Source organism: Tunturiibacter lichenicola (genome assembly GCF_051013355.1).
Taxonomy (GTDB): domain Bacteria; phylum Acidobacteriota; class Terriglobia; order Terriglobales; family Acidobacteriaceae; genus Edaphobacter; species Edaphobacter lichenicola_F.
Genome location: NZ_CP132944.1, coordinates 4,003,614 through 4,026,018 on the forward strand (window position 1 = coordinate 4,003,614; position 22,405 = coordinate 4,026,018).

Annotated in this window: 21 protein-coding genes and 1 pseudogene; 18 read left to right on the plus strand and 4 right to left on the minus strand. The window is 55.7% G+C overall.

Annotated features, from left to right (window positions below):
* Nucleotides 1–281: 281 nt before the first annotated feature.
* From RBB82_RS16780 to RBB82_RS16825, 10 genes and pseudogenes are all read left to right on the plus strand, one after another.
* Nucleotides 282–1,250 (plus strand): type IV secretion system DNA-binding domain-containing protein, encoded by a 969-nt coding sequence (locus RBB82_RS16780; RefSeq protein WP_433971898.1) that lies wholly within the window; start codon nucleotides 282–284, stop codon nucleotides 1,248–1,250.
* A complete protein-coding gene (locus RBB82_RS16785; protein WP_433971899.1) occupies nucleotides 1,195–1,464 on the plus strand; it encodes a type IV secretion system DNA-binding domain-containing protein in 270 nt (89 codons plus the stop codon). The genes RBB82_RS16780 and RBB82_RS16785 overlap by 56 nt, the downstream gene beginning before the upstream one ends.
* Nucleotides 1,412–1,591: pseudogene (locus RBB82_RS16790) on the plus strand (hypothetical protein); the annotation flags it as partial. The gene RBB82_RS16785 and the pseudogene RBB82_RS16790, both read left to right, overlap by 53 nt.
* A 9-nt stretch (nucleotides 1,592–1,600) precedes the next feature.
* Nucleotides 1,601–1,891, plus strand: a complete 291-nt coding sequence (locus tag RBB82_RS16795) for a hypothetical protein (RefSeq protein ID WP_433975466.1) — start codon at nucleotides 1,601–1,603, stop codon at nucleotides 1,889–1,891.
* A 9-nt stretch (nucleotides 1,892–1,900) separates the two neighbouring features.
* Nucleotides 1,901–2,284 carry a relaxase domain-containing protein gene (locus tag RBB82_RS16800; protein WP_433971900.1) on the plus strand — a complete coding sequence of 128 codons (384 nt, stop codon included), beginning with the start codon at nucleotides 1,901–1,903 and terminating at the stop codon, nucleotides 2,282–2,284.
* Nucleotides 2,285–2,360: 76 nt separating this feature from the next.
* The gene (gene mobF, locus RBB82_RS16805; protein WP_433971901.1) at nucleotides 2,361–2,873 is read left to right on the plus strand and encodes a MobF family relaxase; all 513 of its coding nucleotides are present in this window, start codon (nucleotides 2,361–2,363) and stop codon (nucleotides 2,871–2,873) included.
* Nucleotides 2,870–4,240, plus strand: coding sequence for an AAA family ATPase (locus tag RBB82_RS16810; RefSeq protein ID WP_433971902.1), 1,371 nt, complete (start codon nucleotides 2,870–2,872; stop codon nucleotides 4,238–4,240). Before mobF ends, RBB82_RS16810 begins: the two co-directional genes overlap by 4 nt.
* On the plus strand, nucleotides 4,194–4,541 hold the full coding sequence (locus RBB82_RS16815) for an ATP-binding domain-containing protein (protein WP_433971903.1): 348 nt from the start codon (nucleotides 4,194–4,196) through the stop codon (nucleotides 4,539–4,541). Before RBB82_RS16810 ends, RBB82_RS16815 begins: the two co-directional genes overlap by 47 nt.
* A 194-nt stretch (nucleotides 4,542–4,735) precedes the next feature.
* A complete protein-coding gene (locus RBB82_RS16820; RefSeq protein ID WP_433971904.1) occupies nucleotides 4,736–5,299 on the plus strand; it encodes a type IV toxin-antitoxin system AbiEi family antitoxin domain-containing protein in 564 nt (187 codons plus the stop codon).
* 1,050 nt (nucleotides 5,300–6,349) lie between these two features.
* A complete protein-coding gene (locus RBB82_RS16825) occupies nucleotides 6,350–6,928 on the plus strand; it encodes a TetR/AcrR family transcriptional regulator (RefSeq protein WP_433971905.1) in 579 nt (192 codons plus the stop codon).
* Between the two features lie 252 nt (nucleotides 6,929–7,180).
* On the opposite strand, the gene RBB82_RS16830 is transcribed toward RBB82_RS16825, so the two are convergent.
* Nucleotides 7,181–9,757, minus strand: a complete 2,577-nt coding sequence (locus RBB82_RS16830; RefSeq protein ID WP_433971906.1) for a PAS domain-containing protein — start codon at nucleotides 9,755–9,757, stop codon at nucleotides 7,181–7,183.
* A 661-nt stretch (nucleotides 9,758–10,418) separates the two neighbouring features.
* Between RBB82_RS16830 and RBB82_RS16835 the strand changes: the two genes are divergently transcribed.
* Nucleotides 10,419–11,321: a 3-hydroxyacyl-CoA dehydrogenase gene (locus tag RBB82_RS16835; protein ID WP_433971907.1), complete on the plus strand. Its 903-nt coding sequence runs from the start codon at nucleotides 10,419–10,421 to the stop codon at nucleotides 11,319–11,321.
* 310 nt (nucleotides 11,322–11,631) lie between these two features.
* On the opposite strand, the gene RBB82_RS16840 is transcribed toward RBB82_RS16835, so the two are convergent.
* Nucleotides 11,632–12,231, minus strand: a complete 600-nt coding sequence (locus RBB82_RS16840; protein WP_433971908.1) for a TetR/AcrR family transcriptional regulator — start codon at nucleotides 12,229–12,231, stop codon at nucleotides 11,632–11,634.
* A gap of 205 nt (nucleotides 12,232–12,436) precedes the next feature.
* Between RBB82_RS16840 and RBB82_RS16845 the strand changes: the two genes are divergently transcribed.
* On the plus strand, nucleotides 12,437–13,177 hold the full coding sequence (locus RBB82_RS16845) for an SDR family NAD(P)-dependent oxidoreductase (protein WP_433971909.1): 741 nt from the start codon (nucleotides 12,437–12,439) through the stop codon (nucleotides 13,175–13,177).
* A 257-nt stretch (nucleotides 13,178–13,434) separates the two neighbouring features.
* Nucleotides 13,435–14,571, plus strand: a complete 1,137-nt coding sequence (locus RBB82_RS16850; protein ID WP_433971910.1) for an alkene reductase — start codon at nucleotides 13,435–13,437, stop codon at nucleotides 14,569–14,571.
* A gap of 49 nt (nucleotides 14,572–14,620) precedes the next feature.
* Here RBB82_RS16850 and RBB82_RS16855 read toward each other — a convergent pair whose 3' ends face one another.
* On the minus strand, nucleotides 14,621–14,893 hold the full coding sequence (locus RBB82_RS16855) for a hypothetical protein (protein ID WP_433971911.1): 273 nt from the start codon (nucleotides 14,891–14,893) through the stop codon (nucleotides 14,621–14,623).
* A gap of 148 nt (nucleotides 14,894–15,041) precedes the next feature.
* Between RBB82_RS16855 and RBB82_RS16860 the strand changes: the two genes are divergently transcribed.
* Together RBB82_RS16860 and RBB82_RS16865 are read left to right on the plus strand one after the other, a co-directional pair.
* Nucleotides 15,042–16,019, plus strand: a complete 978-nt coding sequence (locus RBB82_RS16860) for an SDR family NAD(P)-dependent oxidoreductase (RefSeq protein ID WP_433971912.1) — start codon at nucleotides 15,042–15,044, stop codon at nucleotides 16,017–16,019.
* A 148-nt stretch (nucleotides 16,020–16,167) separates the two neighbouring features.
* A complete protein-coding gene (locus tag RBB82_RS16865; RefSeq protein WP_433971913.1) occupies nucleotides 16,168–17,712 on the plus strand; it encodes a protein adenylyltransferase SelO in 1,545 nt (514 codons plus the stop codon).
* 52 nt (nucleotides 17,713–17,764) lie between these two features.
* On the opposite strand, the gene RBB82_RS16870 is transcribed toward RBB82_RS16865, so the two are convergent.
* Nucleotides 17,765–19,045: an amino acid deaminase gene (locus RBB82_RS16870; RefSeq protein WP_433971914.1), complete on the minus strand. Its 1,281-nt coding sequence runs from the start codon at nucleotides 19,043–19,045 to the stop codon at nucleotides 17,765–17,767.
* A 75-nt stretch (nucleotides 19,046–19,120) separates the two neighbouring features.
* On the opposite strand from RBB82_RS16870, the gene RBB82_RS16875 reads away from it, so the two are divergent.
* From RBB82_RS16875 to RBB82_RS16885, 3 genes are read left to right on the plus strand one after another with little or no spacing between them, the layout of a single operon-like run.
* Nucleotides 19,121–20,575, plus strand: a complete 1,455-nt coding sequence (locus tag RBB82_RS16875) for an N-acyl-D-amino-acid deacylase family protein (RefSeq protein ID WP_433971915.1) — start codon at nucleotides 19,121–19,123, stop codon at nucleotides 20,573–20,575.
* 56 nt (nucleotides 20,576–20,631) lie between these two features.
* A complete protein-coding gene (locus RBB82_RS16880) occupies nucleotides 20,632–21,024 on the plus strand; it encodes a RidA family protein (RefSeq protein ID WP_433971916.1) in 393 nt (130 codons plus the stop codon).
* A 7-nt stretch (nucleotides 21,025–21,031) separates the two neighbouring features.
* Nucleotides 21,032–22,381, plus strand: coding sequence for a gluconate:H+ symporter (locus RBB82_RS16885; RefSeq protein WP_433971917.1), 1,350 nt, complete (start codon nucleotides 21,032–21,034; stop codon nucleotides 22,379–22,381).
* Nucleotides 22,382–22,405: the final 24 nt, after the last annotated feature.

The window sequence follows — 22,405 nt, forward strand, 5'->3', positions numbered from 1 at the left end:
TCTGTACTTTCGCCAGACGACCGGGGATGACCTCGTCAGGCGCGGGGATATTGTCAAGGTCGATGATCGCTTTCTGTTTGTATTATCCGCAGACTGTGATTTGGTTCGCCTATGGGTCAAGAACCTCGGAATCGTGAACGCAGTCGCCCTGCATGATCTGGACAGGGCTAACGCAAGCCTACGTGACCTGCTGACTCTCGTCGTGAAGGCTGACAAGCTCAGCGGAAAAGGGGTCAGCAGTCTTCTGGGCAATGTCGGCGAGCTTTCAGAGGGGCCTTTTTGTGCTTCCGTTTGTTCCTGTCGGCGTGACCCTGAAAAATTTCATCGCGATTCCGAAAGAGCTTGTATCCATCAGAACTCCCACTCCCGACACTTGGACGACTTTTACGGCGGCTCAAAAGAAATATCACCCAATGAAGTATGCGTACTGGAAGGGGGCTGAAAGAATCTGCACTATTTCGGAGCCCTTTCTGACGCCGGTCGTCCAGCACGTTCTTGGCGCGCTTGGCATCGCGCTCATCAATGAGGAGCAGAGCTGGATCGACAAGGTCATGCGCAATGATTTGAGTCGCTGGGCGCGGGTTCCGCGCGAGCGGGAGGCGATGCACTTCCTCATCGTAGGAGACAGCGGCACTGGCAAGAGCGTGGCTATAAGACAGATACTCTCGCAAGTTTGGGAGCGCGGCGAAGCGGCTATCGTGTACGACCCGGCGATGGAATATCTGCCGCAGTTTTATAACGAAGCCAGGGGCGACGTGGTGCTGAATCCGCTCGATACGCGGTGTCCGTTCTGGACTCCCGGCGACGAGGTTCCGCATGAAGCCGAGGCCCTTACGCTGTCCGTCAGCCTGTTCCCAGATCAGGGCCGGGAGAACCGGTTCTTTGTCGAAGCACCGAGGAAAATCTTCGCACACCTAATCAATCTGAGGCCGACGCCAGAGGAGCTAACGTACTGGATGACGAACGCGGATGAGATCGACAAGCGGATCGCCGGGACGGAGATGGCGGCGATGATTGAGAAGGGCGCGGCAAACCAGCGCAGCGGCGTTCTGGGGTCCCTGAACATGGTTGCGGATGCGTTCAAGCTGCTGCCCAGAGAGTCGGAGACGAAGCAGCGCTGGAGCACGGTCGAGTGGGCAAAGGAGCGCAAAGGATGGGTGTTCCTTACATCGAAGCCGACAAATGCGGGAGAGAATGCGCCCGCTCATCAGCCTGTGGCTGGACTTGCTTGTATTGCGTCTGATGAATGAGGAATCGAGTACCCGCAAGATGTGGTTCGTGCTCGACGAGTTGGCCAGCTTGCAGCATCTACCGCAGCTTAAAACGGCGGTGACGGAGAACAGAAAATCGAATAATCCGATGGTGCTGGGCTTACAGGGCAAGGCGCAGGTGGAGGCTCTGTACGGCCACGTTGCGGAGGCGATGCTGTCGCAGCCGGCGACGAAAATCTTCCAAAACCAGTGAGCCTCATGCGTCCGAGTGGATCTCGAAAGCCATCGGCGAGATAGAAATCGAACGCTTCCGCGAGTCGCGGACAGTAGGCCGCTTTCCCGCAAACTCGCAGAACGAGCAGCGCGACATCACGCGGGAGCCGTTGGTTATGTCCTCGGAAGTAGCGGGGCTTGACCCGTTGCATGGCTACCTAAAGCACGGCAATCTGGTCGTGCGGATGCGCTTCCCGTATCTTGAGCTGCCGAACAATGCGCAGAAATTCCTCGAGCGGAAGATGACCGCGACTGCTGCAAGAATGACCGCGCAGCCGGAGCCTGTTGCGGTCAAAGAGGCCGAGCCGGTGATCGAGGCTGCTCCGCTGAAGAAGCCGCCGGTCGCCGTCTCTGAGCAGTTGGAGCCGCCCGCCCAGGTCAATGAACAGCAGCACTTTTTCGAGTGATAAATCGTGGTGACGCTCTCAAAACCGATCAGCGCGGGACAGGCTCAGGCATATCACAAAGAGGAGTTTGCCAACGCCAATGAGAACTACTACACGGAGGGCGAGCGTGTGCGCGGCGATTGGCAGGGCCAGCTTGCCGCACATTTCGGTTTGACTGGCGAGGTCCAGGAGGAGCAGTTCGCCCGACTGTCAGAAGGCCAGCATCCGTTGACTGGCGAGCAACTTGTGCGGCATCAGACGGCGCGTGAATATGAGAACGGGCGCGGTGAGATGGTGCGTTCAATGGAGCATCGCGCCGGTTGGGATGCGACGTTCAGCGTACCGAAGTCCGTCTCGTTGACCGCTCTTGTTGGAAGCGATGACCGGATTAGAGAGGTCCTCGGGAAAGTGTGACGGTCGCGCTAAACGAGATGGAGAGATACGTTCAGGCGCGAATCGGCGGCAACATCCCGGCACAGACGACGGGTGCATGGCTGTCGCTAAGTTCGAACATGACAGCAGCCGACCTGTCGAAGGCTATGCCGCGCCGCAACTTCATACCCATGCCGTTGTCTTCAATATCACCGAAACGGCGGACGGCGACACACGGGCGTTACAGCCGCAGGAACTCTACAAGACGCAACAGTACGCGACGGCGGTCTACCGGTCGGAGTTGGCGGCGCGTTTGCAGGGAATGGGCTACGAGATCGAGCGCGGGGAACACGGCCAGCCGGAGATTAAGGGCTACTCGCGCGAGTACATGGAGGCTTCGAGTCCGCGGCGGCAGCAAATCAAAGATCATCTTGTGGAGCATGGTCGCACCGGCCCTGAAGCTGCGGAGATAGCAGCGCACCACACGCGCGGCAACAAACAGAATCTCTCACACGATGAGGTACGAGCCCAGCATCAGGCGATGGCAACCGCACACGGAGATCAGCCGCAGCGGATTGTTCTAAGATCCTCACAGCGCCCGGTTGTCGAGCTATCCCGGAGGGATCATTGACCGCCGCAGCCAACGGCATGAGCTACGCGGGAGAGCGCGGCATGGAGCGGGAGGCCGTGACCGACGAGCGTTCTTTGATGCGCGACGCTCTTAAGCACACGATGGGCGAGGCCCGATTGCCAGAGATACGCGCCGAGTTCGGGCGGCGGGTTGAGGCGTCGGAACTGATCGAGGTGTCACATCGAGAAGGCGCGGCTGGGCGCACGTTCACAACTCTCGAGATGCAAGGCTACGAGCGCGAGTTTATTGACCGGATGAAGTTGAGCCAGGGCAACCGCGAGGTATTGGTGCACGGCAACGTGCGGCAGCAGACGATGGAGCAGCATCCGCATCTGAGCTTGAGCCAGCGGAGCGCCGTTGACACGGTGCTGACAAGCCGCGACCAGATGACAGCGTTGGAGGGCGTGGCTGGAGCCGGGAAGACAACTTCTTTAGCCGCCGTTCGTGAGGCCGCTGTGAGCGCGGGCTGCAAGGTCGAAGGGCTTGCGCCGACATCGAGAGCCGCGCAGAAACTCGGCGAGGCGGGCATAGAAACGCACACGTTGCAGCATCATCTCGCGCGTGGTGACAGGCCCGACGACGGCCAGAAACGGCTCTATGTAATCGACGAATCGAGCATGGCAAGCACCAAGCAGATGAACACGTTTGTCGAGCGGCTAAGGGAAAATGACCGTGTGTTGTTCGTCGGCGACACGCGGCAGCATGAGGCCGTCGAAGCCGGAAGACCATACGCGCAGTTGCAGGAGGCGGGGCTTCGCACGGCTCGTCTTGACGAGATCATCCGGCAAAAAGACCCGGCATTGAAGGAGGTTGTCGAGCAGCTTGCGCGTGGTGAAGTACGCGACGCCATCGGCAATCTGAATCAGCAGGGCCGGGTGCATGAGATCGGCGACCGGCAGGAGCGTATCGCGGAGATCGCCCGCGAGTATGTGCGTTCGCCGGAGAACACGTTGGTCGTCTCACCCGACAACGAAAGCCGCCGCGAGATCGACGGCAGCATACATCGCGCGATGCAGGACGCAGGCCAGGTGAAAGGCGACGAGCACCGAGTGCATGTGCTCTACGCACGACTGGACATCACTGGAGCCGACCGGCAATACGCGCAGAACTACGAGCGGGGCGACGTGATCCGCTACTCGAAAGGGTCGAAGCCGCTGGGAATCGAGGCCGGGGAATATGCGCGTGTGGCCCGTACCGAGCCGGAGAACAACATCGTCACGGTGACGCGGAAAAGCGGCGAGGAGTTGAGCTATGACCCGCGCCGGTTGCAGGGCGTGACGGTCTACCGACACCGAACGCACGTTTGCAGTTGGCGACCGGGTGCAGTTGACCGCGCCATATCACGAGCAAAAGTTAGCCAATCGTGAGCTGGGCACGGTGGAGCAGATCGACGGAGGCGGCAACCTCAAACTGAAGATGGACTCGGGTCGTGAGGTCGAGTTCAATGCGCGACAGCATCCGCATCTCGACTACGGCTATGCCGTGACCAGCCATAGCAGCCAGGGCCAGACCGCCGACCGTGTGCTCATTCACGTTGACTCCAACCAGGCACACGGCGAGCTGTTGAATAGCCGCATGGCCTACGTCTCCGTCTCGCGCGCGCAGTACGACGTACAGATGTATGTATACGAACGACGCGGCAACGCTGGGCCAAGAGTTGAGCCGTGACGTGTCAAAGTCTGTTGCTCTCGAGGATATGACTATCGCGAAGAGTCTTGATCCTCAGCCGGTTCAGCAGATGGTAGAACAGCCTGGATTGGGCTTGAAACTTAGAAGTGTTGCAATACGTCATCCTTTATAATCAACTAATGACGTTTTAAGACAAACGACCATGACAAACAACATGACGAAGACAATGCGCTATGTTGGCAAGCACGGGATCGTCAGACCCCGCGATCTTGAAGCGCTGGGCATTCCGCGAATATCTTCTGCGTCTGCATCGGCGAGGCAAACTCAGCCGAACTGGTCGCGGCGTCTACACACTACCCGACGCGGCCATCACCGAGAGACATTCCTATGCTGAGGTGACGAAGCGATTTCCAGGAGCTGTTCTTTGCCTTCTGACGGCGCTCGCGTTCCACGAGATCACGACCCAGAACCCCTCTTCGATATGGATTGCCCTGGGGAAGGGAGCCAGAACACCCGCGCTGGAGTCTCCTTCGCTCAGGATTGCTCGGCTGTCCGGGCCATCCCTTACAGAAGGCATTGAGACCCATCGTGTCGAGGGCGTTTCTGTCCGTGTTTACTCCGCTGCAAAGACCGTCGCCGACTGTTTTAAGTTTCGCAACAAGATTGGTCTTGATATCGCAATCGAGGCTCTCAGAGATTGCCTTTCTCAGAGGAAGGCGAGCATCAATGATATCTACCGCTACGCTAAAATTTGCCGCGTCAGCAATGTCATTCGCCCATACATGGAGGCCATATGACGCGAGAGCCCAACAAGAATCCGGCGGCATCCATCCGAGCCAAGCTCCTCTCCCTCTCCCGCGAAAAGGGCGAGGATTATCAGAGAGTGCTCGGCAGGTTCGCCATTGAAAGAATCCTTTATAGGCTGGGGATTTCGTCCTACAGAGATCGCTTTGTGCTCAAGGCGCAACGCTCTTTACGCTGTGGACCGGGGAAACCCATCGACCGACGAAGGACCTGGATTTGCTTGGCGGAGTTCGGGCAATTCGGGCCCTGCGAGAGTATGAGCTTTCCTCGACTGATAGAGCTTGATGGCGTCGGATTTAAGACCAACTTTTTCCCGGCGTCGGTTGCTGCCGACATAGCAGAGAATCCACCAATTCCAGTGCCCTCGGGCTGTTCATGATGCCGCGCGCCACAATCCGTCCAGTGACTAGTGCGTCGGACTGCAAAAATGTCAAATCCGATTTTACAGCCACCGCTTCGTGACGGCTGACTAAAAGTTTGTGGTTCGAAGAGTCAGATGCTCGCGCTGGCGGCTTCTTGCGAACTCCGTGCGGTTGGTTCATAGGACGATCCTCCAATGAGTCGATTGCGTGCAATCGACTTCTTTTAGCGCACGGTACTATGCCAAAAAAACACTTAAAACACGTGATGAACTTGTCGCGATGGCTTGCGCAGTCCACCTTGGAAATGTTCCGTTGCTACGTCTGTGCTTCTCTTCTTTCGTGAACGCTAGTCTGCTTCAATCAAATATGAAGTAATGTTTTCGGGATGCCAAATAACTCTAGCTGGCGGGGACCTCAAACACGTACCCCAAAGGATCAATCGGCGCGTCTTGGATTGTGCCATCCTTCCGATGCCAATGGACAAAAAGATTTATCGCGTTCAGCAAATCTTGCAATCGCCGTACGTTCGCTTGCGTAAATGATGATCTTCTTGTATCTCAGGGCCATGCTGTACTCTCTGATCACGAATCTTTGACAAGAGCCTCGGCTCGGAATAAAACGGAGTTAGTCTCCGTTATGCAGCGGTAGATTACGGGAAAATTCTCTCGGATTCAGGAGTCTATGAAAACTTCAACACCACAAAAAACCGTCCGCAAACCCCGAGCCGATGCGCAGCGCAACCGTGAGCGGATTCTCGAAGTCGCGAAACAGCTTTTTACTCGCCGCGGTGTGGAGGTAAGCATGGACGAGATCGCCAAGCGCTCTAAGATTGGCCCGGGGACGCTCTATCGTCACTTTCCTACGCGCGATGACCTACTGGCTGCTGTCTATATCAGTGAGGTCGAGAAGCTGGCAAAAGCCCAGAAAAAGTTCTCCGCCGAGTTGCCTCCGGTCGAAGCTCTGCAGGCGTGGCTGCTGGTCTTTATTGACTACATTATTGCCAAAAAAATCATTGCCTCGGCGTTGAACGCAATGACCGGCGGTCCTTCTCGGGTTTTTCAGCAGACGAACCGTCTCATGGAAGACGCAGCGAATGCGCTGGCGAGCCGCGCCGTTGCTACCAGAGATCTTCGGCCCGACGTCGATCCAATGGATATGCTGCGTGCCATTTATGGAATTGCCAGCGCAGGCAGCACAGAGGATTGGCCCGAAAAGGCGCGACGTTTTGTAGCGATTCTCATTCAGGGCTCACGGCCTTAAAAAGAAACAACTTCAACTGGCTGCCATATCGAAGGAACTAGGAGCCCGAGACTTACCTGCGTTTCCCAACCGAACTTGCAGATCAGTCACTACAAATCGACCATAGGTAATTTCCAACACAAAATGGGCCACTTTCTGTGTGAAATTTCTGCTTGGGCTAAACCGTAGCAGGAGCCCGCGAGAAGCGAGTTTTCTGGATGCTGCAGTGCGAACTCTTCGTAGAGATCGGCTACGCAGCAGCAACGACGGCTGCTATCGCTGCGCCAAGGATATCTCGGCGTTCAAATGCCGGTGGGGTACTGATCGCGCGCCGCAGGGAAGCTTAACGCTGAACTTGGCTCCATAGTCCGGATTGTTCTCAGCCCATAATTGTCCATCGTGCGCTTCAATAATAGACCGGGAAATGGCTAGACCTATCCCCATTCCTTTTTCTTTGGTAGTTGCAAAGGCATCAAAAATACTCTGAGTATCTTTCAGGCCTGGTCCATTGTCTATAACTTCAATTAGAAGCTCGCTTTCGTTGACGAAAGCGGCCCTGATCATGAGATGAGGCGTCCGGGCGTTGCTTTCCATCGCCTCGATTCCGTTCGAGATAAGGTTGATCAATACTTCCTGAATTTGAATTTGTTCAACTAAGATTGGCGGAAGATGACCCGCAATTTGTACATCAATGAGAATTTCATCTCTCTTCGGGTCTTCATGAACAAATCGTATCGCTTCGCGGATGATCTGTGACGGCCACGCGTGCTTCTTCCTGAGCGGTTGCTGTTTGAACAACGCCCGAATGTGCTGCATCCTCTCGTCGGCAACACGGCCGTCGCGCAGCACTCGTTCTATGGAAGTCATTGCTTCACTAAAATTCGTCGGACTGTTCAATAGCCAGCGCCGTGCAGCCTGAGCGTTTGCGATCACAGCAGTGAGAGGCTGGTTTAATTCGTGCGCGATAGATGCGGACAATTCAGCGACGGTGGCGATACGCGATGCTCGCGCCAGCTTGACGCGTGTTTCCCGTAAATGATCCTCGGCTCGCTTTCGCTCGTCGATATCGATGGCGACCCCAAACCACTGTACGATCTGCCCGTCTTCGTCTCGCAGGGGCTCTGCGCGACTAAGATGCCAATGATAAATCCCGTCTGCTCGTCGGATCCGATGTTCGTTGCTGTAGGAACTGCCGGTCCCAAGAGCCTTCTTGAATTCTTTGACGACGTATTCCTGCTCCTCAGAGTGAGTAGCTTCAACCCATCCCCAGCCCTTGATCTGATCTAGGGTCATTCCAAGGTAGTCACGTGCCTTCTTGTTGACGAACGTATACTTCCCATCAGGTGCCGTCGAATACAAGCTCGAGGGAACCGTGTCCATCATTCTCTGCATCTGATGCTCAGACTGTTGAACAGCGTATTCCGCAGCCTTCTGGGCACTCGTATCGAGCATTATTCCATGAAACGCTATCGTCTTTCCGGTGTCATCGAGGCAAGCGGCAACGCTAGTGTGAAACCATCGGTATTGCCCGTCAGCGCCCATGAAGCGATGGACAGTGTCATATCCAAGGCCTTCAGTGAGCATTCGATTCCAATGCTTTGTAGTTTCCTCAATATCATCTGGGTGGATCAGATCGATCCAACCCTTCTGCTGCAGATCCTCAAGTGTTCTCCCGCCGTATTCGATCCCTTTTTGATTGATGTAGACGATCGACCCGTCTGGCGCGGCCTTGAACAGGACCGCGGGGAGATTCTCGGTAAAAAGACTCAGTTGCAACTCTCTCTCCCTGAGTAACTCTCTTGAGCTGTAGAGCTCATCGATGTCTGTTGTGACACCATACCAGCAACAGGACTTCCCATCCACGCTTGGATATGGTTCTGCGATCGTACGGAACCAGCGATACACCCCATCCGCTCCACGGAGCCGATACAGGTGATCCATGGTTTCCATTTCTTCCGTTGAACGTGCCTGATTTGCCAACGCGCGTTCTTGATCCTCAGGATGGAGATATTTCTGCCAACCCCCACCTTGTAATTCTTGATGTTCGACGCCGATGTAGTTGTGAATAGGTTGATTTGTGTAGGTAATACCCGTCGCAGTTCGAAGAGAGATCATTGCAGGCACTCGTTCCAGCAGTTCTCGCGCCTCATGTTCCGCCGCACGCAGCTCTTGCTCAACCCGTTTGCGATCTTCGATGTCGGTGCCAATGCCGTACCACTTCACAATCCGTCCGTGCTCATCCCGGAACGGCTCGGCAGCAACAACAAACCAGCGGAATTCCCCGTCGGAGCGCCGGAACCGTACCTCATCCTCAAAGGGCACGCCTGCTGCCGAGCACTTGCGAAAAGCCTCAATATGCCGTTCAAGGTCGTCGGGGTGAACTGCGGCCTGCCAGCCCAAGCCGGTCGGGGAGAGACCCGCATACTCGGTCCAACGCCTGTTCATAGATAGATTCGAGCCGTCCGGTAGCGCGATCCACACCATTGCCGGAATGGTGTCCATTACCTCGCGCAGCTCTCTCTTGCTTCGGCGAATGACCTTTTCGGCACTGTCGCGGTTATTTGCAATAACAATGACGACCCAAACACAAGCGACGCACAGGGCAGTCTCCAGGAAGCCTCTATCGACTTTGAACTGAGAGTGAGGTGCGGGTGCAAGGAGAGCTGACACAACTGTAAAGGTACTCGCGGCTAGCTGCGCCTCGAATCTACCGAAACGCTTGACAAGAACCACGATGAAGACAACAGCAACTACTCCGATCGCTTGGACAAACCAGCCGAGCGATGCTGCCAAGAGCATGATCAGTAGCGGTGCGCCGAAATGTCTTAGTTTCCGGGGACCCGTGTTCATAACGTCCGCCCTACTTCCAATCCACATTGCGCGTGGCGTTGGCTGATTCGCTTCAAAGGAATAATTAACGCGGGGGTGGCATTTTGGGTCGACCGCTGGATGCGTTGCGGGTTCTTTTCGGCTCGAGATCCGACGAGTTCAACGTAGCTCTAAGAGCGAGACATCCTCGACTATATGAAGAAGACAATATGTCACTTGGCGTTCATGATCTATTACATGTTTATGTCAAGCATGTCTTGAGCTGATGGAATGGATTAGCAGTTAGGTGTGGTTCAAGGCAACCAAGAAAACAGCTGCCCTATCCCATGTCGACCATAGTGTTGGCATTCCGCGCTTAGCGACAAGATGGAAGGGTGGCAACTTACAGGAACATGTGATTGTTTCGGCACGATGTGATTGCTACTCTCTGGCAGAAAGAGTCGCACTGCCGCGGCCAGGTCTCTGGTCTTATCGAACCGTGACCGTTCCGTGAGGATCGAGCACGACCTGAGTAGAGGGATTGATTTGAGTGTTGAGTACTATTTCGGACTGTCAACAGTTCGGATTTGACAATAGCCAGCTTGGACGGCGGTTACGGAACCGAATCGTTGGGGTTTCTGAAAACCGAGCTATCTGAGTTAAGCGGGGATCAATTGCACTTTGACGGAAGCGAGGACAAGAAGTGAATTCAGGGAAACTCTACATTCTGCAGTACCGGCCAGGTGGCGAAATCATCGAGATGGATCCCGATGGTGGCAATCGTCGCACCTTGCTTGGGAATCTGCTCGGCAATGTTGACGGTATCGCCATCGACAAAAAAACAAAGACGTTGTACTGGACAAACATGGGGCCTGCGATCGGTCCAAGTGAAGGTGAGTTCTTTCAGGCTGACGGTTCGATCGAGTGCATCGGGCTAGACGGTGCTAATCGACGTATGTTGGTTGGCCATGGTCTCACCGTGACGCCTAAGCAGGTAACCGCTGACTTCGACGCGGGACTCTTGTATTGGTGCGATCGTGAGGGCATGCGCGTGATGCGCTCAAACCTCGACGGTTCGAACGTGACTGTTCTCGTCCGCAACGGTGTGTTTCCTGTCGATTCGAACGACGTTATGCGTCACTGCGTCGGCATTGCCATTGATCCGGTCAATCGCTATATCTACTGGACGCAAAAAGGGCCACCGGATGGCGGCAAGGGGCGCATCTTCCGAACCGGGCTTGAAATTCCGGCGGGTCAGCAGCCCGAGAACCGCACGGATATCGAGTTGCTGATCGATCACCTGCCTGAGCCGATCGATCTCGAACTCGACACTAAGAACAACCTTCTCTACTGGACTGACCGAGGCAACCTCGATGGCGGCAACTCTCTAAACCGTGCGCGTATCGGTACCAAGCAGCTGGAAAACCACGAGGTACTCGCAACTGGATTGCAGGAAGGCATTGGGCTGGCTATCGATCACGCCAATCAGCGTGCGTTTACGACAGAACTCGGTGGAGAAGTGCGGGTAGCCTCGCTCACGGCCAATGCGCAATTCACTACGATTGCAAAGTTAGGGATCTTAACTGGAATTGCCTACGTTGTGTAAGCGGCGACGCTCGTCTTGTTAGCCGCTGCTTCAGCTGGGATGGAATCCAGCTGAAGTACGCGTAGTATCGGTCGCTTCGAGAAGGCTAGGAAAGGAATCTGCGAACGCTCAGCTTTACGGCCAGCGCGCGACGGAGGAGATCGCTATGAACCTACCAACGCAAACGAATGATGCGGAGTCAGGTGTTTCCACTAACTCCGATGAAGGATCGAGCCGTTTATCCCGCCGCAATATGATTTTTGGCGGTGCAGCCGTTGTAGCAGCCATAAGCCGCTGCTACAACGGGGCTAAACACAGCTGAAGAAGATGTTCAGCTGTTGTTGACCAATATTTTCTGAAGACCTTTCATGGCATGTTCAAAGATTTCGTCGATGTAAGCATCGGTCAATGGACCTGTACCCATCTGCAAGCGGTAATAGAGGGGAGCGTAGAGCACATCGATCATCGCGTTAGGGTCCACATCCGATCGCAGAAACCCATCCCGGATTCCTTGCTGAAAATAAGCGATGGCCATTATGCGCCTGGGCATCGTCCATCTTTCGCGGAACGCTACGGCAAGCTCGGGATCGAACTGGGCCTCCGCGAGGAGTGCTCGGATGAGCGCCCCGTCTTTACCGCGGAACGCCTTTGCCATAGTACGCATCTGCAGGCGAATGCTGTCTTTATAAGTTTTGGCAGGTACGAACAGGGTGCCGGGATCTACTTTCGACACGAAGGCGTCCATAACGATTGCGGCCTTGTTGGGCCAGCGGCGATAGACGGTCATGCGGCCTACACCGGCAGCGCAGGCAATAGCGTCCATCGTAAGCGCCCGAAAGCCGTGAGCAAGTACAAGGTCCGCCGCAGCCTTCAGAACTGCCTGATGAATTTTGGGGCTTCGAGGCCGGCCAATAGTCGCCCTATTCGTCATTTGGTGCCCTTTTTTCTGCTTCCATCTGGTACAGGTGAAAGCCCAACAATTTCCTGAATCTTTAATGATACGTAGAGTATCTTATCTCTGATAAACGATACGATATGTATCGTATCGTAAAGAAAGTAGGAAGTCTCTCAATAGGCCCAATGTGATCTTGGGACGTTTTTTAGAGAAGTATAGAGTTGCCAATAAAGGAGATTTTATGTCGAACTTGACCAATAAAGTAGCACTCGTTACGGGCGGTTCCCGAGGTATTGGCGCAGCGATTGCGAAACGTCTTGCGGCAGATGGAGCGAGCGTGGCCATTACTTACGCGAAGGACGCCACTTCGGCTGGCGAAGTAGTCAAAGCGATTGAACTCAAAGGTGGAAAGGCGATATCGATCAAGGCCGACGGTGGCGATGCTGCAGCGGTGAAGGCCGCTGTTGATAAGACCGTTGCGACCTATGGTCAATTGGATGTGCTTGTGAACAACGCTGGCACGGCTATTCCGAAGCCATTTGAGGAGACGCCGCTGGAAGAGATGGAGCATGTCCTCAATCTCAACGTCCGTGGCGTGCTGGTCGCGACACAAGAGGCGCTGAAGCATATGAAGAGCGGCAGTCGCATCATTATGATCGGTTCATGTGTCGGTGAGCGCGTCATCGCACCGGGACTTGTTGCATATTCGGCAACGAAGGGCGCCGTGAAGATGTTTGCGCAGGGTTTGGCCAGGGAGATTGGTGCTCGGGGCATAACGGTCAACAACGTTCAGCCAGGGCCGATCGATACGGAGCTGAATCCAGCTGGTGGCGATTGGGCGGTGTCTCAGAAGGCTGCCACGGCGCTCGGCCGGTACGGGCATGTCGACGAAGTCGCTGCTCTCGTTGCATTCGTCGCCGGGCCTGAGTCCTCGTACATTACTGGGGCGAATCTGACGGTCGACGGCGGCACAAACGCGTAATCAACGAGCAGACTCAAGCAGGGTGCCTGCGGCACAAGACCTTCTAGTGAAACAGGTCTTGTGTCGACAGGAGTTCGCGCGACGAGAGTTTGCGCATATAGGCGTGTGACATGTAAATCGATGAATTGCCGTTTAGAGAAGATGTAAACGCTCTTTCCGGTCTGATAAGCGTACGTGCCTATTTTGTTTCGCACCGGCGACGATGGCTTGAAATCCAGAAAAATACTATAGATACGACTTAGAGAAGGGCACTGCAAATGAAGACCACAACGAAATCAGCTCTCTTTACTCCCGTAGAATTCGGGGCGATAAAACTAAAGCACAGGATCATAATGGCCCCCTTGACGCGTTCTCGCTCGGTCCAGCCGAACTCGGTCCCCGGGGATTTGATGGCCAAATACTATTCGCAACGGGCATCCGATGGTGGCCTCATCATCGGCGAAGCTACCAATATCTCCCTTACCAGTCGTGGGTGGTTTGGTGCCCCTGGCCTCTATACGAGCGAGCAGGTGCAAGGCTGGAAGGCTATTGTCGACGCTGTTCATGCCAAAGGCGGCGTCATGTTCGCCCAACTCTGGCACACCGGCCGTTCCTCGCACGTTTCAATGACGGGTGGGGAAACCCCGGTCAGCGCCTCTGTCAATCCTTCGTACTGGGAGGATCCGGCTCGCCTTACTTCCACGCCCAGTGGCTGGATCCAGCCGTCGCCTCATCGTGCACTGACGGTCCCGGAGATCGCCGCAATTGTGGAGGACTACCGCAAGGCGGCAGAGCGCGCCAAACAAGCGGGTTTCGATGGGGTGGAATTGCACGGGGCGAATGGCTATCTTATCGACCAATTCCTCCAGGATGGCAGCAACACGCGTACCGATCAGTACGGCGGCTCGATCGAAAACCGCTCCCGCCTTCTGCTTGAAGCGGTAGACGCGCTTGTTTCCGTCTGGGGTGGCGACCGAGTCGCTGTCCGTGTCGGGCCCGGAGGCACGTTCAACGCCATGCATGACAGCAACCCGGAGCCTCTATTTTCCTACGTTGCCGAGCAGTTAAATGCGTTTGGTCTTGCTTACCTGCATGTCATTGAACCGCGCGTAAGAGGCAATATGCTGATTTACGAGAATCAGGGGCCCGTTGCTGCAGAACAACTGAGGGAGATCTTCAAAGGCAAGCTAGTCGCAGCTGGCGGGTTTGAGCCTGACTCTGCTGAAGAGGCTATCAAGGAGGACATTGCCGACGCTGTAGCGTTCGGGCGTCACTTCATCTCCAACCCAGATTTGCCGAGGCGAATTGAGGAGGGTCTGCCCCTCGCAGAGTATGATCGGGACACCTTTTACACGTTCGAGGCACGCGGTTATAGTGACTACCCCTCGTACACGCCGGAACTTGCCACGAGATAAATGGCTGAGGCGGCATGTAGTCCAATAACAGGAGCATCCAAGCGCGCCTCTATGGGGGCATCCTGCTTGAGAAATCTGCCTCGGCCGCAGCCAGTCTTTCGGCCTCGGTGCGGTAGACGGCTTCCAAAAGCGCGTCACGCATAGGGAAGTCCGGTACACGGTTCCAGATTCCAATTCCGACGCTCTTCGCGGGTTCATCGAGGCTGATGTCTGCACCGGATTGGTGTACGCCTTCTCGGGGCCTCGAGAATGCATTCGCGATGGCGTTGAGCATACGCACGAGGGCTTTCTTGTGATTGTTTGTGAAGTTCTGGCGTTCCATGGGTGAGGCCACTTGTAAGTGGAGACTATCTCCGTTTAGTATTTATTTACGGAGATTGTCTCCGCTTTATCGGAAGGCGAGATCATCGTCAATCAACGCGCAACGACGTTGCAGCTGGAAGCAGTTTTGGCAAGCTCGGGGGAAGAAAATGAAAGATATTTTTGGTGCGACGTCAACGACGGAAGATGTTCTTTCCGGATTAGATCTTCATAGCAAACGGATCCTTGTAACCGGCGTTTCGGCAGGATTGGGCGTGGAAACTGCGCGCTCCCTGGCTGCGCACGGAGCCCAAGTTGTGGGTGCCGCGCGCGATTTGAAAAAAGCAGAGAGCGCAACGGCTGAAGTGAGTAAGGAAGCGGCTGCACATGGCGGTAGCTTCAAACTTGTCGAGCTTGATCTCGCGAGTCTTGCGAGTGTGCGAGCCTCCGCTGATGGGTTGCTGGCAAAGGGGGATCTCTTCGATGTGGTCATCGCCAACGCTGGTGTCATGGCGACTCCATTTGGCCATACTGCGGACGGCTTTGAGACGCAGTTCGGAACCAACCATCTCGGTCACTTCGTCTTTGTCAATCGGATTGCGCCGCTCTTTCGGGCAGGCGGGCGATTGATCAATCTTTCTTCTGCAGGGCACCGTTTCTCGAATGTCGATTTTGAAGATCCAAACTTTGAGCACACACCATACGATCCCTTCGTCTCCTATGGCCGGTCGAAGACAGCAAACATTCTCTTTGCAGTCGCTTTTGATCAGCGTCATCGGGAGCGTGGAGTGCGCGCAGCTGCGGTTCATCCTGGAGGCATCCAGACTGAGCTAGCTCGTCATATGGACCCGAGTCAACTTCAAGCCATGGTCGAGCAAATCAATCAGCAGGCAGCGGCAGAGGGTAAGGAGCCTTTCAAGTTCAAGACAATCCCGCAGGGGGCAGCGACCTCGGTATGGGCTGGAGTTGTCGCTGCAGTTGATGAGATCGGCGGTCGGTATTGTGAGAACTGCCATGTTAGCGATGTCGTTCGGGATGATGCGGTTCTTGGTCTCATGAACGAAGGTGTGCGCGGCTACGCGGTCGATCCAAAGAATGCTGAGGCACTCTGGGCGAAGAGCGAAGAACTCGTCGAAGAGCACTTCTGAAGATGATCGCTCGAGACGCGGGCGTTTAACGCCCGCGTTTCAGCGCCAGTTCCGGTCCCGGTTCTTCGTTGATGGAAGAATCGAAGTGGGCATGTACGGCGCGATTGCTGAGCGGAAACAAAAACAGCCTGGACGCATCTAAAACATAATGACTTCACCAAAGGCTCCCGCAATCTCACCGCGCGTCGGCTCCGGAACCGATCGCTCCACCGTCCGTTTCGGCTTCAAAAACACTTATGCGCGGCTGCCCGAGCGGTTCTATGCGCGGCTGAATCCAGCACCAGTAACGAACCCTCGTCTGGTCAAGGTTAACGTGGAACTGGCTTGCGGTCTGGGGTTGGACCCGGACGCGCTAGCGAGCGCGCAAGGAGTCGAGATATTGGCTGGCAACCGTGTAGCTGAGGGCGCTGAACCTCTGGCGGCGGCTTATGCTGGGCACCAGTTCGGGCATTTCGTGCCCCAACTCGGTGACGGCCGCGCCAATCTACTTGGTGAGGTGATGGGGCTTGACGGCGTGCGCTATGACATTCAGCTCAAGGGCTCCGGTCCGACTCCCTTCTCCCGTGGCGGCGACGGCAGGGCAGCGCTCGGTCCGGTTTTGCGCGAGTACATCGTCAGCGAAGCAATGGCGGCGCTAGGTGTGCCGACCACCCGTGCTCTGGCCGCTGTGACCACCGGGGAACGAGTGCTGCGCGAAACGGTACTGCCGGGAGCCGTACTGACCCGGGTAGCAGCGAGTCATCTCCGAGTGGGTACTTTCCAGTATTTTGCCGCACAGGGCGATACGGAGGGTACGCGTCAGCTCGCGGACTATGCGATCGCTCGGCACTATCCGGAGGCGGCACAGACGAAACGGCCGTATAGATTTCTTTTGGATAGCGTGATTGCCCGGCAAGCGCAATTGATCGCGCAGTGGCTGCTTTTAGGTTTCATCCATGGTGTGATGAACACCGATAACACATCGATTTCAGGCGAGACAATCGACTACGGTCCCTGTGCCTTCATGGAGGCGTACGATCCGGACAAGGTATTCAGTTCGATCGACCGTCAAGGGCGCTATGCGTACGGGAATCAGCCGCGCGCCGCACACTGGAACCTGATACGTCTCGCAGAGGCATTGTTGCCTGTTTTAGTGGATGAGGAAGGAAGCGAAGAGGCTGCGCTCGTCTCCGCTAATGAAGCGCTCGCTGGCTTCGTCCCGCAGTTCGAGGCGGCTCATCGTGCTGGCCTCCGACGCAAGGTCGGTTTCTTGTCGGAGCGCGAAGGTGATGAAACGCTAGTTCAAGATCTGCTAGATCGCATGGCCACCAATCACGCTGATTTCACACTGACCTTCCGCCGACTATGCGATGCAGTAGACGGGCCGATGGGGGACGAAGGAGCACGTGCGCTGTTCACCAAACCTGAGGCCTTCGATTTGTGGGCTGCTGGATGGCGTCTTCGCATGGCGAAAGAGTCTGTATCGGCGCGAGAACGTGCTGCAGATATGCGGATGGCAAATCCCGCATTCATCCCGCGCAACCATATAGTAGAGGCGGCACTCCTGGCCGCTGTCGAGCGACAGGACTTCCAACCGTTCGAGGAACTTCTCGACGTTGTGTCACGGCCCTATGAAGACAGGACGGGACTGCAACGGTATGCTACGCCAGCTCGTCCCGAAGAGTTCGTGAGTCAAACCTTCTGCGGAACATAACAGGTGTGACTCTCTTACTATGTTTATTGTCCAGCCGTCGTTGACGGACTATTTAGAAGAAGGTCTGAATGATATCGATGACCTGATAGTCGGCATTTATCAGTGGCAGCAGACGCCATTTGTCGAAGGTTAGACAAGGGTGCGAAATATCGAAGCCGACCATGTCGCCTACGCGAAGATCGTCCTGTGCGGTGATCTGCAAATATCCATGCTGATCCATCATTTTGGTAAGTGCCCAGTGGGCGGGGGCAGCTTTCGGTGCCGTATCGCCTGGTCTGAAGTGCAATACAGGAGTTGGAAGTCCGGAATCAAAGGCGGCATCGCGCTTGCCCATTCCGATGATCGCCTTCCCGGTTTCGGGTATTGACTGCACATAGGCCCAGACCTGAAGTGCAGGCAGAAGACTTGAATGCATCTGGTGTGCGATAGGATTGCGTCGTTGGATCTTCGTTTGTGCCTCGCGATACGCGCCGACGTCGTGTGTGAGATAGCAGCCGGGGCGTAGAACAATGTCAACAGTATCTCCAAACCCTGCGGCCGAGAATTCTTCGGCAACCACGTCGTACCAAGCAGAACCGGCGCCTGAAAGCAGGATTGGCGATTGTTGGAAGCGCTTCTCGTCAGCGAGCGTTCGGGTGATGCTAACCGCCTTTTGGAGAAAGGCGCGGATGGAAGACTCCTTTTCCAGAACACCTTCATAAATCTCGACACCGCTTAGAATGATGGAATTACTCCAGCGTGAAAGGGCATCCAACACCGCCTGTAAGTGCTGCTCGTCGCGGACGCCAGAGCGCCCCCCCATCACGCCTAACTCGAGCAACACATTAAGACGCTGATTCCGCTTCGAGTAAAACGCTCCAAGCTGTTCGACCTGAGCCGCCGAATCGACGAGGCAGTAGTAAACAAAATCCGGGTCCTCCAGCAGCCGCGCAACGATCGACATATTTTCTTTGCCAACCAGTTGGTTTGCCATGAGAACACGACGTACTCCATGCTTGTATGCGACCAGCGTCTGATCGGCAGTAGCAAGCGTGATCCCCCATGCGCCACCTTGCAATTGCAGCTCAAATAATCTTGGAGCCATGGTGGTCTTGCCGTGCGGAGCCAGTTTGACGCCATATCGGTTAATGAACTGCTGCATCCAGTTCAGGTTGTGCAATATCCTGTCTTTGTACAAAACAGCTGTGGGCAGGCTGAGGTCTTCCCGCAATAGGTTCCAGCCGAGTTGTGCAATGTCCTCGTGTTCGACCGCTTGATCAAGAAAGCCCACACCTTTATTTAAAGGGGCGATGGCGGAAAGGTTGGATGTGCGCGCCGAGACTCGATTTTTCAAGGAATGAACGTCCATAGCAGAGAGTGCGGGAACGAAGACACCGATGGATATAGCCTATATCTTGAAGGAGCCGGGATGCTACGTTGCGACACACTGATCCGTAATGCGCGGGTGCTGGACGGCACGGGCATGGCGTCCGAACTCCTGGATGTCGCTGTTCGTAGTGACAGAATCTGCGAGATCGGCGTTTCTCTTGATTACGAAGCGCGAAAGTCGATGGACGCCGATGGTCTGGTGCTGGCGCCCGGTTTTATCGATGTCCATACCCATGACGACACCGCCGTGATTCGGACGCCGGCGATGCTGCCGAAGATTTCGCAGGGTATTACCACGGTGATCGTCGGCAACTGCGGCATCGGTGCCACTCCAGTAGTGTTGCGCAGCGAGCTCCCTGACCCTATGAACCTACTTGGTGAGGCAGAAGATTTTTGTTATCCGACTTTTGCCACCTATCTCACCGCCATCGGGGCTGCGCGACCTGCGGTAAACGTTGGCGTGCTGATTGGTCACACGGCGCTGCGGAATAATCATATGGACCGGCTTGATCGTGCTGCAACGGAGGCTGAAGCCGAAGCGATGCGCGAGCAACTGCAGGATGCTCTTAGCCGTGGAGCGTTGGGGCTGAGTTCCGGTCTGGCCTATCTCTCCGCATATGCGGCGTCCACGGAAGAAGTGCTAGCGCTGGCAAAGCCGTTGAAGGCGGCAGGCGCAGTGTACACAACGCACATGCGCACTGAGGCAGACGGCATCCTCGATGCGATGAGCGAGGCCTTTGCAATCGGTAGTATCAGCCATGTGCCAGTCATCGTCTCTCATTTGAAGTGCGCCGGCATCGCCAACTGGGGCCGCAGTGGTGAGGTACTCCATGCGCTGGAAATCGCGCGAACGTCGCAACCTGCTGGCTGCGATTGTTATCCCTATGCGGCAGGTTCGAGCACACTCGATCTTCGGCAAGTGGATGAGCGAGTTCACATCACTATTACGTGGAGCACGCCACATCCGGAGGTAGCCGGCCAATCTCTGGCGCAGATTGCCGAGGACTGGCAGACAAGTCAGTTGCAGGCGGCGCAACGACTGCAACCGGCTGGCGCGATTTATCACAGCATCTCCGAGGACGACATGCGCCGAATTTTGCGCCACCCGGCGACCATGATCGGCTCCGATGGCTTGCCTAACGATCCGCGACCACATCCCCGCCTGTGGGGTACTTTTCCTCGCGTGCTTGGGCGATACAGCCGCGACGAAGGACTTTTTTCACTCGCAGAGGCGATCTACAAGATGACCGGACTGCCAGCGCAGAGATTCGCTCTTTCCAAGCGCGGATTCATACGCGAGGGCTATTATGCCGATCTGGTTCTCTTCGATCCGGAGACCATCATTGACATGGCAACGTTCTCCGATCCAATCCGCCCAGCCGAGGGGATCGCGGCCGTATGGGTGAACGGCATTCTCACTTATACGAGCGAAGGAGCGTCGGGGGATCGCGGAGGACGCTTTCTGCCCCGCGGCGAGAGTTCATGGGTTCAGTGATTTCAGTCAGTAGTTCAACGGACGCTTTTCGTGATTTGATCCTTAAGGAGCTCAAGATGAACATCAAGCGGTATGGGATAGAAGGCGGTAAGGGTACCGGTGGTCAACACCTTCCTTTTGCGCGAGCGGTCGAGGCGGACGGATGGCTTTATGTATCGGGTCAGGTTCCAATGATCCACGGTGAGGTTATTGCCGGCAACATTGTTGTCCAGTCGCAACAGGCAATTAGCAACCTGCTATCGATCTTGAATGAAGCCGGGTATGGTCCGGAGCACGTAGTGCGTTGCGGCGTCTGGCTTGAAGATCCGCGCGACTTCTCCTCATTCAATGCCGTTTTTAAAGAGCACTTTGGCGGAAATCCTCCGGCCCGCGCGTGCGTCGTATCGAGCATGGTCGTCGACTGTAAGGTAGAGATCGATTGCGTGGCCTACAAGGCGCCGGGGAACTAATCTGCCAATGGTCGACCACCACAGTATCTTTTTGCTGCTCTCCGCGTGCGTATCGGTCATTGGCCTGATCCTGCTCATTGCCGTCTTCAAACTGAATCCGGTCATCACTCTCATTCTCACCGCCCTATCGCTTGCCGTGGTTGTGGGCATGCCGCCTACCACCGTGATTCATTCCTTTGAGGCCGGTGTCGGCGCGACTCTGGGTCATATCGCGATCGTAGTGGCGTTGGGCACCATGCTGGGCAAGATGATGGCTGAATCGGGTGGTGCAGACCAGATCGCGTATACCCTTATCCGACTGTTCGGCGAAAAGAATATCCCATGGGCAATGGTAGTTATCGGGTTCCTGGTAGGCCTACCTGCTTTCTTTGAGGTAGGTTTCGTGCTACTGATTCCAGTTGTGTTTACAGTGGCCCGGCGTACCGGAACTTCACTTATCCTGGTGGGCCTACCCATGCTGGCTGGACTCTCCGTGGTCCACGGATTGATACCGCCGCACCCCGCGGCGCTCCTGGCAGTAACGATCTACAAGGCCGATGTGGGTCGCACGATTCTTTATGCATTGATCGTCGGACTTCCAACAGCGGTGATCGCGGGACCAATATACGCCAAGCTGATTGCGCCACATGTGCAGCTTGCGGCAGAGAACCCAATGGCACAGGATTTCGTTGGTAACGATGAAGAACGCAGCCTACCAAGTTTCGGGCTCACCTTATTCACCATCCTGCTGCCGGTCCTTCTAATGCTGATCGGGAGTTGGGCAGATGCAATCTCGAAACATGGAAGCGCCTTGAATAATGGATTGCACTTTGTCGGCAACGATGATCTGGCTCTTCTCGTCGGTGTGTTGTTCAGCTTCGTAACATTAGGTCGGATGAGGGGCTTCTCACGAGAAACAATCCTGCGCTTCAGCAATGAATGCCTTGCGCCCACCGCAACCATTACGCTGCTGGTTGGCGCAGGCGGCGGTTTCGGACGGATATTGCTAGATAGTGGAGTATCCAACGCGATTATTGTTCTCGCGATGCGCAGTCACGTCCCCCTGATCCTGCTTGCCTGGACTCTTGCTGCGCTGCTCCGCCTCGCGACCGGATCGGCAACCGTAGCGATGACGACGGCCGCCGGCATTGTGGCTCCGATCGCTTTGAATAGCACGGGAGTTCATCCCGAATTGCTTGCCATCGCCACCGGTGCGGGTTCGCTCATCTTCTCGCACGTCAATGACGGTGGCTTCTGGCTGGTGAAGGAGTACTTCGGGATGAGCGTTGTCCAAACGATCAAGACCTGGTCCGTCTGTGAAACGATCATTTCGGTTATGGCGCTCATTCTCACGCTTGCTCTGTCGTTCGTATTGTGAAGACGCATTCCGTGGTACCGCGAG